Source organism: Burkholderia sp. LMU1-1-1.1 (assembly GCF_040675865.1).
In the GTDB taxonomy this organism is placed as follows: domain Bacteria; phylum Pseudomonadota; class Gammaproteobacteria; order Burkholderiales; family Burkholderiaceae_D; genus Rugamonas.
This window is the reverse complement of record NZ_JBEGHG010000008.1, coordinates 78296-90986: the sequence shown is the minus strand read 5'-3', so window position 1 is coordinate 90986 and position 12691 is coordinate 78296. Positions and strand designations below refer to the sequence as shown.

The 12691-nt window shown below is 63.0% G+C and carries 10 protein-coding genes; 5 read left to right on the top strand and 5 right to left on the bottom strand.

The window, feature by feature from the left end; genetic code table 11:
• Positions 1-6: 6 nt before the first annotated feature.
• From MRBLMU1_RS09120 to MRBLMU1_RS09105, 4 genes are all read right to left on the bottom strand, one after another.
• Positions 7-1881 carry an alpha-amylase family protein gene (locus MRBLMU1_RS09120; RefSeq protein ID WP_363499933.1) on the bottom strand — a complete coding sequence of 625 codons (1875 nt, stop codon included), beginning with the start codon at positions 1879-1881 and terminating at the stop codon, positions 7-9.
• A 147-nt stretch (positions 1882-2028) separates the two neighbouring features.
• Positions 2029-4326: a TonB-dependent receptor gene (locus tag MRBLMU1_RS09115; protein ID WP_363499931.1), complete on the bottom strand. Its 2298-nt coding sequence runs from the start codon at positions 4324-4326 to the stop codon at positions 2029-2031.
• A gap of 234 nt (positions 4327-4560) precedes the next feature.
• Entirely contained in the window at positions 4561-5616 is a 1056-nt protein-coding gene (locus MRBLMU1_RS09110; protein WP_363499929.1) for a LacI family DNA-binding transcriptional regulator, read from the bottom strand.
• A 15-nt stretch (positions 5617-5631) separates the two neighbouring features.
• On the bottom strand, positions 5632-6243 hold the full coding sequence (locus MRBLMU1_RS09105) for a glutathione S-transferase N-terminal domain-containing protein (RefSeq protein WP_363499927.1): 612 nt from the start codon (positions 6241-6243) through the stop codon (positions 5632-5634).
• Positions 6244-6347: 104 nt separating this feature from the next.
• Here MRBLMU1_RS09105 and purB point away from each other — a divergent pair, with 104 nt between their 5' ends.
• The 4 genes from purB to MRBLMU1_RS09085 all read left to right on the top strand — a co-directional run bounded on the left by purB (position 6348) and on the right by MRBLMU1_RS09085 (position 9572).
• Positions 6348-7724: an adenylosuccinate lyase gene (gene purB, locus MRBLMU1_RS09100; protein WP_363499925.1), complete on the top strand. Its 1377-nt coding sequence runs from the start codon at positions 6348-6350 to the stop codon at positions 7722-7724.
• A 145-nt stretch (positions 7725-7869) separates the two neighbouring features.
• Complete coding sequence (locus tag MRBLMU1_RS09095; protein ID WP_363499923.1) at positions 7870-8394, top strand: cytochrome b; 525 nt, start codon at positions 7870-7872, stop codon at positions 8392-8394.
• Positions 8395-8416: 22 nt separating this feature from the next.
• Complete coding sequence (locus MRBLMU1_RS09090) at positions 8417-8971, top strand: YceI family protein (protein WP_363499921.1); 555 nt, start codon at positions 8417-8419, stop codon at positions 8969-8971.
• 34 nt (positions 8972-9005) lie between these two features.
• On the top strand, positions 9006-9572 hold the full coding sequence (locus MRBLMU1_RS09085; RefSeq protein ID WP_363499919.1) for a YceI family protein: 567 nt from the start codon (positions 9006-9008) through the stop codon (positions 9570-9572).
• Between the two features lie 68 nt (positions 9573-9640).
• On the opposite strand, the gene MRBLMU1_RS09080 is transcribed toward MRBLMU1_RS09085, so the two are convergent.
• A complete protein-coding gene (locus MRBLMU1_RS09080; protein WP_363499917.1) occupies positions 9641-10192 on the bottom strand; it encodes a hypothetical protein in 552 nt (183 codons plus the stop codon).
• 237 nt (positions 10193-10429) lie between these two features.
• Between MRBLMU1_RS09080 and MRBLMU1_RS09075 the strand changes: the two genes are divergently transcribed.
• Positions 10430-12583 carry a S46 family peptidase gene (locus tag MRBLMU1_RS09075; protein ID WP_363499915.1) on the top strand — a complete coding sequence of 718 codons (2154 nt, stop codon included), beginning with the start codon at positions 10430-10432 and terminating at the stop codon, positions 12581-12583.
• Positions 12584-12691 lie beyond the last annotated feature (108 nt).

Genomic DNA, 12691 nt, shown 5'->3' with positions numbered 1-12691 from the left:
TTTATATTATTCGCGTGCCAACCAATGCATCGCGTAGGGCGCCAGGGTGATGGTACCCTCGAGTGTGTCATCGACGCGTCCCGGCGCCGCGCAGTCGCTCCACACGCCTTTCAGCGCGTATTCCTGCCGCTGGCCGGTGAAGTTCATCAACGTCAGGAAGCTGTCGCCGCGCGCCAGCGCCAGCACACCGTCCGGCGCGTCGGCCAACAGCGCGCGCGGCGCGTTCGCGGCCAGCGCGTCCAGCTTGCGGCGCGCGCGTATCAGATCCGCCAGGCCCTGGAACATGATCCCCGGCGCGCTGCTCTTGTCGTAGCGGTGTTTCCAGCGCTGCTCGTCGAAGACGGGCCGCTGCAGCCAGCGGCTGTCCATCGCGTGCTCGGGCCGGTCCAGATAGCTGTAGTCGTTTTCCATCGCCAGTTCGTCGCCCATGTACAGCACCGGCAGCGCGCCAAAGCTCAACGCCAGGCCATGCAGCAACCGCATGCGGCGCAGCGCCAGCGAACGCTCCTCCTCGTTGGTCGCGGTCTGCAAACCGGTCAGCGACGCGGCCATGCCGTTGCTGCCGTGGGCCGCGTTCGGGTCGGTGCTCTGGAAGGCGGCGCCGCTGGCGTAGCCGCCCTCCGCGCCGCTGAAGAAGCGCGCCGCGCCGGCCAATCGCGCCGCGCCGCCTGCGGGCGAACCGACTTCGGCCTCCGCGCGCAGCACGTTCCAGCCGATGTCGTCGTGGCAGCGCACATAACTGAGCCAGGTCGCGGCAGACGGCAGCGCCGGCGTATTGCGGATCACCTCGCGCAGCACGCCGGTGTTTTGTTCGGCCAGCGCGACCCAGCCGGCGGCCATCAGGCTGCTGTGATAGGCGATATGACACTCCGGCGCGGCGGCGCTGCCCAGGTAGGCGGGCAACTCGCGCGTCGGCACGATGGCCTCGGCCTTCAGCAACACGCCCGGCGCGACGATGTCGACGATGGCGCGCAGGGCCTGGAGGATCTGGTGCGCCTCAGGCTGGTTCATGCTGTTGGTGCCTTCGCGCTTCCACAGAAAGGCGGTCGAATCGAGGCGGAATACTTCGATGCCGCGATTGGCGAGGCGCAGCATGGCCGCCGCCATCTCGGCGAAGACGTCCGGATTTGACCAGTTCATGTCCCATTGATACGGGTAGAACGTGGTCCACACCCAGCCGCCCATCGCCTCCACGTAGGTGAAGTTACCCGGCGCGACCTGCGGGAACACCTGGCCCAGCGTGCGCTCGTGGCGGTCCGGCATGTCGCGGTCGGGGAAGACGTGGAACATCGCGCGCGCCTTGGCGTCGCCGGCTTTCGCGGCCAACGCCCATTGGTTGTCGTCGGCCACGTGGTTCAGGATGAAGTCGGAGCACAGGCTGATGCCGGCCGCGCGCAGGCGCGTCGTCAGCGCGTGCAGGTCGGCGTTGGTGCCCAGCGCCGGATCGACTTCGTCGAAGCTGGTGACGGCGAAGCCGCCGTCGTTCTCGCCTTCGCGCGGGCGCAGGAACGGCAGCAAGTGCAGGTAGCTGACGCCCAATTCTTCCAGATACGGGATGCGCTCGGCGACGCCGTTCAGGCTGCCGCCGAAGTTCTGCACGTAGGCGCAGTAGCCCAGCATGCGCTGGTTGAGGAACCACTCGGGTTGCGCGGCGCGCCGGATGTCGAGCGCGCGCAGTTCCGGTGGGCGCTCGGCGTACAGCTTGCCCAGGGATGCCATCAGATCGCCCAGCCAAGCGTCGAAGCCGGCGTGGCCGCCGTACAGGCCGGCCAGCAGGCGGCGCAGCACCGGTTCGGCGGTGTTCAGGCGTTCAGCCGCCTGTGGCCGGAGATCTTCGGGAAGGACCGCGAGCAGGCGGTCCGAGGTTACTTGAGAGGGCATAGTTAAAAGCTTGGTGATTAATTCGTGGACCATGAGCCGTTGATAAGACACGTAGGGCGGATTAGGCGGAACGCCGTAATCGGCCATGCATGAGCCGCCGACGATGCATGCATGGCCGATTACGCTGCGCTAATCCGCCCTACGTGTTTAGAAGGCATACGACAGCGTCACCTTCGCGGCGCGGCCGGTGATCGAGCGCGCTGCATGGCCGTCGCCTTCCACCTCGGTATAGCCGATCTTGTTGAACAGGTTATTGGCGCTCAGCGACACGGTGGCCTTCTCGGTCACGCGATAGTTCACGAAAGCGTTGACCACGGCATACGCCGGCATCTCGATGGTATGCGCATCGTCGCCCCACGACTTGCCGGTGCCGATCACGCTGGCGCCCACCGTGGCGTCGCCGATGGTGTACGTCGGCGCGACCTGGTAAATCCACTTGGCCTGGCGGCGTGGCGAATTACCGATATTCGCCACATCGGCGGCGGCGGTGCCGGTGATCTTGGCGTGCGTGTAGGTCGCGCCGCCGCTGATGCGGAAGTCGCCGATCGAATACGCGCCTTCCAGCTCCACACCCTTGGCGTCATATTTGTTGGAGGTGCTGCGCTGCGTGGTCGCCTCGTAGTTGCTCTCATCGGTCTTGGCCTGGAACAGCGTGACGAAGGTGCTCAAACCGCCGCTGCGCCATTTCACGCCGCCTTCGAGCTGCTTGACGGTGTTGATGTTGATCGGCGCCGACCCATCGAGCGGGGTGCCGAACAGGATGCGGTCCGCATTGAACGCCACGCCATCGCTGACACGCGCGAACGCCGCCAGGTTGTTCGTGATGCGATAGTTACCGCCCACCGAATACGACGTGTGGTTGATCTTGTAGTTGACCATCTGCTCGGTGGCCGGATCGTAGCGCAGGCCGCCGGTGGCGATGTTGGCGGTGCCGTTGGCCTCCTGGCGGTCCTGGCGCACGCTCGCGTCCAGGTTCAGCGGACCGGCCTCGTAGCCGACGTTCAGGTACGGCGACGTCAGTTTGTACTCCATGTCGACCGCGCGCATGCAGCAACCGCCGAAGGCCGGACCGACCAGCCCCGGCGTGGCGCTGGCCGTTTGCAGCAGCGCCGGTTTGTCGCCGCTCAGCTGCATCAGGTACTCGTTGAAGTTCCACGTCAGCGCCAGCTTCTGGTTCGACAGATACAGGCCGGCGGTGGTGGTCAGCTTGGAGCCGTCGGCCAGCTTGAAGGTCTTCGACAGCTTGGTGTCGTTGAGCGTATTGCCGGCGTCGTCGATCGAGGTGTTGAACACCACCGCCGAGAAGGCGAGGCCGTTGTAGGCCTGGCCGCGATTCGGGCCGGTGGCGAAGGTGTAGTTGCCGTTCACGCCATTGTTACCGGCGAAGACGCCGGTGAAGCGGCCGCTGTTGTCGGAGGTACGGAACTTGTTGCTCAGGTTCCAGCCGTCGCCCAGGTCGAACGAGCCTTCCAGGCCGATCGAATCGCTCTTCACATGCAGGCCGTCGTTGACGTCGGTCGACACCGGCGTGTTGTTCTTGCCCAGCGTGACATCGCGCACCCAGTTCGGCGAATAGAAGCTCACCGTGCGCGGATCGATGCCCGGGATTTCGGTGATCTTCCGGTTCACCACGCGCACCGGCACCGGCAGCGCGGTCGGCGTCTTGTCGTCGACGTGCTTGAACGACAGGCGGATGAAACCATTATCCAGGTCATGCGTGATATTGCCGCGAATCTGGCCCCCGCTGGCGGTGCTCATGCCGGTGTCGCGCACGCCTTCGCCGGTGCGGTAGCTGCCGCCGATGAAGAAGCGGGTCTTGTCCGAGATCGGCGAGCCGTAATCGAAGTCGTAGCGGGTCTCGTCGTAACCGAGGCCGCGGCTGATGCCGATATGGCCGCCCTTCTCCTCGCCGGTCTTGGTGATGAAGTTGATGATGCCGCCCGGCGCGTTGGTCGCCAGGGTGGAGGCCGAGCCGCCGCGCACCACCTCCAGGTGGTCGAGCGTGCCGTCGATCTTGACGTAGCTGTCCGGCGTGATGAAGTTGAAATCGCCCGACTGCAGCACCGGCAGGCCGTCTTCCTGGATCTGCACATAGCGCGCGCCGCCGGCCGATACCGGCACGCCGCGCACGGTGATGTTGGCGTTGCCCTCGCCGCCCGACGACTCGGCGCGCACGCCCGGCACGGCGCGCAGCACTTCGGCCGCGCTGAGCGCCGCCGAATTCTTGATGACGTCACCCTCGATGGTACTGATCGATACGCTGGTCTTCATTTTCGACGAACCGGTGGTGGTGCCGGTGACCACCACGCGTTCCATGTTCAAGCCGTCGGCGGGAGCGGCGGCGGTGGCGGGAGCGGCTTCCTGCGCGGCGGCGGCGCCCATGTGCAGGACGGCGGCGGCGACGGCGGCCGTCATGGCGGCCAGTTTGATGGTGCGGTGTTTCATGGTGGTCTCCAGATATTGTCGTTTTGCTCTGCCGTTTTGTTGGGCAGGTACGCCATTATTCCTCGAACACGAATTTAATGCAATCGATTGCATAGATGCGCCGCAATATGATATCTGAGCAATTTATACACTATGAAAAGAAGAAAAATTCAGTGGGAAAGCGCGCGCACCGGAGGATTAATGGTGCGCCGCACCATTAAATTTATGCAAACGGTTGCGAAAATCAGACAGTCGTCAGACGGAGCGGCTGCTCGACCGCACCACCAGCTTGGTCGGCAATTGCTGCGAAGGCGACGGCCGGCCCTCGACCAGCTCCAGCAGCGACGCCACCAGCGCCCGCCCGGCCTCGCGGATCGGCTGCTGCACGGTGGTCAGCGGCGGATGGAAGTAGGTCGACAACTCGATATCGTCGTAGCCGACGACGGCCACCTGCCCCGGCACGAACAATCCATGCTCGCGCATCGTATTAATGGCGGTCATGGCCAGCAGGTCGCTGCCGGCGAAGATGGCGTCGAACGGCACGCCGCGCGCCAGCAGCGTGTCGACCGCCTCGCGCCCGCCCTCGGGCAGGAACGACACCGACACCAGCAACGCCGGATCGACCTCGATGCCGGCCTTGCGCAACGCGCGGCAATAGCCTTCGTAACGCTGCCCGACCTCGGGCAGGTTGATATCGCCGAAGAAGGCGATGCGCTTGCGGCCCTGCTCCAGCAGATGGGTGGCGGCCAGCTCGCCGCCGGTCAGATTGTCGCCGCCGACGGTGCAGTACAACTGCTGCGGCAATTGCGCGCCCCACACCACGATCGGCACGTGGCGCGCCGCCAGCTGGTTCAATTGTTCGTGGTGGCGCCACTGGCCGATCAAGACGATGCCGATCACGCGGCCGGTGTCGAACGGCCCGGCCGCCGCGTCCAGCTCCTCGGCGTTGACGCGCGAGACCAGCATGTCGAAACCCTGTTCGGTGAGCGCGTCGGCCAGGCTGCCCAGCATCCCCAGGAAAAACGGGTCGGACAAATGCTGGCGCGTGGTCGGGTCGTACGGGATCACCACGCCGACGGTGCGGTTCTGCTTCATGCGCAGGTTCTGCGCGCCGATGTTGATGGTGTATTTGAGCGAACGCGCCAGCTCCATGATGCGCACGCGCGTGTCCTCGCTGACCAATTTGCTGCCGGCCAGCGCGCGCGAGACGGTCGACGTGGACACGCCGGCCAGCCGGGCGATATCGGCCATCTGCAACCGCCGCTGCCGGGCGTCGGCGCTGTCCGCGTCGGGCGGCATCGTTTTAGGCATGGCTAACTTCGGGAATCAGGCGGATGGCACGGTGTCTTTGAACGACTGGCGCTCCGACAGCTTGTCGAACAGCTTGGCCAGGTTGGCGTGGTCGTCGCGCCAGGTGATCTCGGGGAAGCGGAACGACAGCCAGCCCAGCGTGCAGCCGACCGCCACGTCGGCCAGCGAATAGTTCTTGCCGGCGCAGTAGGCCTGCTCGCCGAGCTTTTCCGACAGCGCCGCCAGGCCCAGATCGACCTTGCGCATCTGGCGCGCGATCCAGTCCTCGCTCTGCAGTTTGATCGGACGCTGGGTGCGTTCCAGGCGCGCGATGACGGCCGCGTCGATGATGCCGTCGGCCAACGCCTCCCAGCACTTGACGTCGGCGCGGTCGCGGCCGTTGGGCGGCAGCAGCTTGCACACCGGCGTCAGCGTGTCCAGATACTCGACCATGACGCGCGAATCGATCATTACGCTGCCGTCCTCCATGATCAGGGCCGGCACCTTGCCGAGCGGATTGACGGTGCTGATGGTCGTATCGGGCGCCCACACGTTTTCCAGTTCGAACTGGCAATCGAGCTTTTTTTCGGCCAGGACGATGCGGACTTTGCGAACAAAAGGACTAGCGAGGGAACCGATAAGTTTCATGGATGCACAGAGTAGAAGGTTAGCGGACAGTATAACATCGGCGGGGTCGCCCCCGGCCAATGGTAAAATCACGTTTTGCCTTCTTCAACTTCCCCTCCTCGATCATGACCACACCTGCTTACTCCACGTTGTCGGCGCTGTCGCCGCTGGACGGCCGCTACGCCGGCAAAACCGACCTGCTGCGTCCCATCCTGTCCGAATCGGGCTTCATGCACCACCGCGTCAAAGTGGAAATCTCCTGGCTGCAGGCGCTGTCGCTGGCCGGTTTCGCCGAGATCAAGCCGTTTTCGGCCGCCGGCACCGCGCTGCTGGACAAGATCGCCAACGAGTTCAAGGAAAGCGACGCCGCCCGCATCAAGGAGATCGAAGCGGTCACCAACCACGACGTCAAGGCCGTCGAATACTGGCTCAAGGAGCAGGTCAAGGACGTGCCGGAGCTGGTCGCCGCGTCGGAGTTCATCCACTTCGCCTGCACCTCGGAAGACATCAACAACACCTCGCACGGCATGATGCTCAAGGCCGCCCGCGACGGCGTCATGCTGCCGTCGCTGCGCAACGTCATCGCCCGCCTGACCGAGATCGCCATCGCCAACGCCGACGTGCCGATGCTCTCGCGCACCCACGGCCAGACGGCCAGCCCGACCACGCTGGGCAAGGAAATGGCCAACGTCGTCGCCCGCCTGCAGCGCGCCATCAAGCGCATCGAGCAGGTCGAAATCCTCGGCAAGATGAACGGCGCGGTCGGCAACTACAACGCCCACCTGTCCGCGTATCCGTCGTTCGACTGGGCGGCGTTCTCCAAGGACGTCATCGAGCAGCGCCTGGGCCTGGTGTTCAACCCGTACACCATCCAGATCGAACCGCACGACTACATGGCCGAACTGTTCGACGCCTTCGCCCGCGCCAACACCATCCTGCTGGACCTGAACCGCGACATCTGGAGCTACGTGTCGCTGGGCTACTTCAAGCAGAAGACCAAGGCCGGCGAGATCGGCTCGTCGACGATGCCGCACAAGGTCAACCCGATCGACTTCGAAAACTCCGAAGGCAACCTGGGCCTGGCCAACGCCGTGCTCAAGCACCTGTCCGAGAAGCTGCCGGTGTCGCGCATGCAGCGCGACCTGACCGACTCGACCGTACTGCGCAACATCGGCGTCGGCCTCGGCTACACTTTGCTGGCCTACGACAGCTGCCTGCGCGGCCTCAACAAGCTGGAAGTGAACCACGCCCGGCTGGCCGCCGACCTCGACGCCAACTGGGAAGTGCTGGCCGAGCCGGTGCAAACGGTGATGCGCCGCTACGGCATCGAGAACCCGTACGAGCAACTGAAGGAACTGACGCGCGGCAAGGGCATCTCCAAGGACGCGCTGCGCGAGTTCATCACCGGCCTGGCCATTCCGCAGGAAGCCAAGGACCTGCTGTTGGCCATGACGCCGGCCAACTACATCGGCATCGCCCCGGCTCTGGCAAAAGCCATCTAATGTGAATTAGCAAGATGTCATACACTAGCCTCCGCGACGCCAGTCCCGGGGGCTTTTTTCTTGCCTTCCAGCACGCGCCGCGTTTCTTTGGTATATTAGCCCCAACAGTTAGTCCTAACACGTACTATTTTCTGGAGCACCACCCATGCAACGTTATACCAAGACGGCGATGTTGCTGCACTGGCTGATCGCGCTGATGATCGTCTCGGCCTTCTTCCTCGGCCTGACGATGGTCGCGATCCCAGGCTTCACGCCGACCAAGCTCAAATACTTCTCCTGGCACAAATGGCTGGGCGTGACGGTGCTCGCGCTGGCCGCGGTCCGGCTGCTGTGGCGGCTGGCGAACAAGCCGCCGGCGCCGCTGGTCAGCATCCCGCCATGGCAGCACAAGGTCGCCGAGGGCGTGCACTACCTGCTGTACTTCCTGATGTTCGCCGCGCCGATCTCCGGCTACCTGTACGGCAGCGCGGCCGGCGTGCCGGTGGTCTACCTCAAGCTGGTCACATTGCCGGCGCTGATCGGACCGGACCCTGAACTTAAGGCAATTTTAAAAACTGTTCATTATGTTTTGGTCATGACGATGGCGGGCGTCGTGGTCGCCCACGCGCTGGCCGCACTGAAGCACCACTTTATCGACCGCGACATCACGCTCAAGCGCATGCTGCCCTAATCCCCACCCTACCGGAGCCACAATGAAAACCATGAAAAAAATCGCCCTCGTCTCCCTGATGGGTGTCGCGCTGGCCGCCAGCGCCGCCGTGCTCAAGACCGACCCGGCCAAGAGCACGGTCTCGGCCACGTTCAAGCAAATGAACGTGCCGATCGAATCGAAGTTCAAGAAATACACGGTCGCCATCGACTACGACGCCGCCAAGCCGGACGCCTCCAAGGCCACGGTCGAAGTCGAGACGGCCAGCCTGGACATGGGCGACCCGGAGTACAACAAGGAAGTGGCCAAGAAAGAATGGTTCAACTCGGCCCAGTTCCCGAAAGCCACCTTCGTCTCGAGCGCCATCAAAAGCGCCGGCCCCGGCAAGCTCACCGTCACCGGCAAGCTGACGATCAAAGGCAAGGCCACCGACATCACCTTCCCGCTGACGGTCAAGACCGAGGGCGGCAAGCAAGTGTTCGACGGCGCGCTGCCGATCAAACGCCTGACCTACAACATCGGCGAAGGCGAATGGAAGGACACCAGCATGGTGGCCGACGACGTCACGATCAAATTCCACGTAGTAGCCGGCCAATAAGTTCTAATTCCATCCACCCAGGGAGACCCACCGCATGAAACTGCAGATCTTGATCGCCACCTTGCTGGCCGCCTCGGCCACGTCCGCCATCGCCGCCACCTACAACGTCGACCCGACGCACACCTTCCCGAGCTTCGAGGCCGACCACATGGGGCTGTCGGTATGGCGCGGCAAGTTCAACAAGACCAGCGGCACGGTCACCCTGGACCCCAAGGCCAAGACCGGCTCGCTGGACATCGCCATCGACCCGGCCTCGATCAACTTCGGTTTCGACAAGATGGACAGCCACGCGCGCGGCCCGGACATGTTCAACGTCGAGAAATTCCCGACCATCACCTACAAGAGCAAATCGTTCAAGTTCGACGGTGACAAGCTGGTGGGTGTGGACGGCGAACTGACGATGCTGGGCGTCACCAAGCCGGTCGCGCTGAAGGTCGACAAATTCAAGTGCATCATGCACCCGCGCTACAAGAAGGAAGTCTGCGGCGCCGACGCCTCGGCCGAGTTCAAGCGCACCGATTTCGGCCTGAACTACGCGACCCCGGCCTTCGCCCCGGAAGTCAAGCTGGCGATCCAGATCGAAGCCATCAAAGCCGACTAAACCGTCGGGGTCAAGTCTGTCATTCGGACACGAGCTCATGTCCGAATGACAGACTTGACCCCGTTTTGCTATGAATTGAATTTTGGAAGCGCGGCGCTATCGACGAATTTCAAATTAAAGAATTGCACCAACCCCAGAATTTTGTCGTAGTCGGCACTTTCGACAACGAACACACTGATACTGTCTGAAAAATCCATATCCAAAGCGACCAATCGCTTATTCGCATTCAGCTTGAGCAACTGGTTTTCGATAAATTCAGCATAATCAGCCCAATTCCCCCTATCGAAATCAGGCTCGCCGATCTCAATGTCCATGTCGTCAAGAACATCCACGACGGCTTCAAAAATCTCGTCCCCCTTATCGCCGGACACCCCAAAGCCACTGACGGCCCAGGATAATGCGCACGCGAACAAATCTTCAGCTAATTTGGGGTCGGTTAGCGCGCGCTCATACGTCTCGGCCAACCATGCGTAATCGGGAAACGCTGCGATATACGCGCCGGGATCGGTCAACGCCATCAATAGCGTGGGCACCGACTCTTCCACGTCCTCGGGTTCGGCGTAGTGGCAACTCAGCATTTCGATGATGTCGCGGCAATTGTGTTCGACGTGTTCATTCATAGCGGTTCGGACTTTTCTGTTGAGTGCATACAAGCCAGCGGGCTTCGCTACCGGCGCCATAACGAGAATTGATTATAAGGCAACTACGATCGGCTCTGGCACACGGATGAGCTCGTGTCCGAATGACAGACTTGACCCCGCAGTTGCTTTTCAGATCGTCAAAATCTGGTTGACGTATACGGCAATGCTGCGGATACTCTCAGCGCTGTCCCCGTCACCACTTTGGAAACGATATAAATGCATAAGACTCTGATCGCGCTCGCCATCCTGAGCACCGCCGCCCATGCCGACGAAGGCATGTGGATGCCTCAACAGCTGCCACAAGTGGCTAAGGAATTGAAAGCCGCCGGCCTCGAACTCGATCCGGCCAACCTGACCAAGCTGACCGAGTTCCCGGCCGGCGCGATCGTCAGCCTGGGCGGTTGCTCTGCGTCCTTCGTGTCGCCGCAAGGCCTGGTCGCCACCAACCACCATTGCGTCTACGGCAGCGTGGCGCATAATTCGACGCCGGAACGCAATCTGCTGGCCAACGGTTTCCTGGCCAAGAACTTCGGCGAGGAATTGCCGGCCGCCCCGGGCAGCCGCATCTTCGTGACCAAGGCCGTCACCGATGTGACCAAACAGGTGGTCACCCCAGCCGTCGCCAAACTGAGCGGCAAGAAGCGCAGCGACGCGATCGAGAAAAACAGCAAGGCCATCACCGCAGAGTGCGAAAAAGACGCCGGCCACCGCTGCACCGTGTCGTCCTTTTACGGCGGCCTGGAATTTTATCTGAGCAAACAGCTCGAAATCCGCGACGTGCGCCTGGTGCACGCGCCGCCGGAAGGCGTCGGCAAGTTCGGCGGCGATACCGATAACTGGATGTGGCCGCGCCACACCGGCGACTACGGCTTCTACCGCGCCTACGTCAGCAAGGACGGCAAGGCCGCCGACTACAGCAAGGACAATGTCCCCTACGTGCCGCAGCACTATCTGAAGCTGGCCAAGGAAGGCGTCAAGGAAGGCGATTTCATCATGGTGCTGGGCTACCCCGGCCGCACCAACCGCCACCGCCTGCCGTCGGAAGTGGCCTTCACCTTCGACTGGAGCTATCCGGCTTTCGTGAAAACGTCCGCGGAGAACCTGGCCACCATCGCCGCCATGACCAAGGATGACAAGGACACCGCGCTGAAATACGCGTCGCAGGTAGCCAGCATCAACAACTATTACAAGAACCGCCAGGGCATGCTGAACTCGTATGCCAACAGCGATATGCTGGCCCGTAAAACCGCCGAGCACGAGGCGCTGAAGACCTGGATCAACGCCGACGCATCCCGCAAGAAGGAATACGCGTCCGACATCGAGCTGGTCGAGAAGCTGATCGCCCAGCGCGACGCCGAGACCAAGCGCGATTACTTCCTGTCGACCGCCAAGCCGCGCCTGCTGAACACGGCGCGCGTGCTGTATCGCCTGGCCAACGAGAACGCCAAGCCCGACGTCGAGCGCAAGTCCGGCTACCAGGTGCGCGACGTGCCGCGCATCAAGTCCAGCGTCGCCGCGCTGCTGCGCAACTACGACGAGAAGGTCGACAAGGCGCTGGTCATGAATAGCCTGACCAAGTACGCGGCCCAGCCGGCCGCCCAGCGCAGCGCCGCCTTCGACACCGTCGTCGGCATCAAGGACGGCATGGGCCGCGCCGATCTGCAAGCCGCGCTCGACAAGCTGTACGCCGGCAGCAAGCTGGGCGACGCGGCCACCCGCACCGCCTGGCTGGACAAAAAGCCGCAAGACTTCAAGGCCAGCGACGACACCTTCGTCAAGGCCGCCGTGGCGCTGTACGACAACGACCTGAAAGAAGAGGCGGCCGAGGAAGAACTGGGCGGCAAGCTGCAACAAGCCTACGGCAACTACATGAAGGCCAAGATCGCCTACATGAACAGCCAGGGCCGTGCGGTCTATCCTGACGCCAACAGCACCCTGCGCGTCACCTTCGGCAAAATCGCCGGCCGCGATCCGGGCGCCGACGGTTCGACCTGGAAAGCCTTCACCACCGTGGCCGGCGTCGCCGCCAAGGCCACCGGCGAAGGCGAGTTCAATGCGCCGAAGGCGCAGCTGGACGCGATCAAGGCCAAGGACTTCGGCAAGTATGTCGATCCGGTGCTGAAATCGGTGCCGGTCGCCTACCTGGCGACACTGGACATCACCGGCGGCAATTCCGGCTCGGCCGCGCTGAACAGCAAGGGCGAGTGGATCGGCCTGGCCTTCGACGGCACGCTCGATTCGATCATCTCGGATTGGGACTTCAACAAGGCGATGACGCGCGACATCCAGGTCGATCTGCGCTACATCCTGTGGAACATGAAACATGTCGACCACGCCGACAATCTGCTCAAGGAAATGAACGCCGAGTAATTTGCGTCGCGCCGCAACCCCGCACGGCCATACAGGGTCGTACCCCGCTGGGTACGACCCTTAAGTGGTAACGCCGGCGTATCGAGAAAGCACAAGGGTTAAAAACCA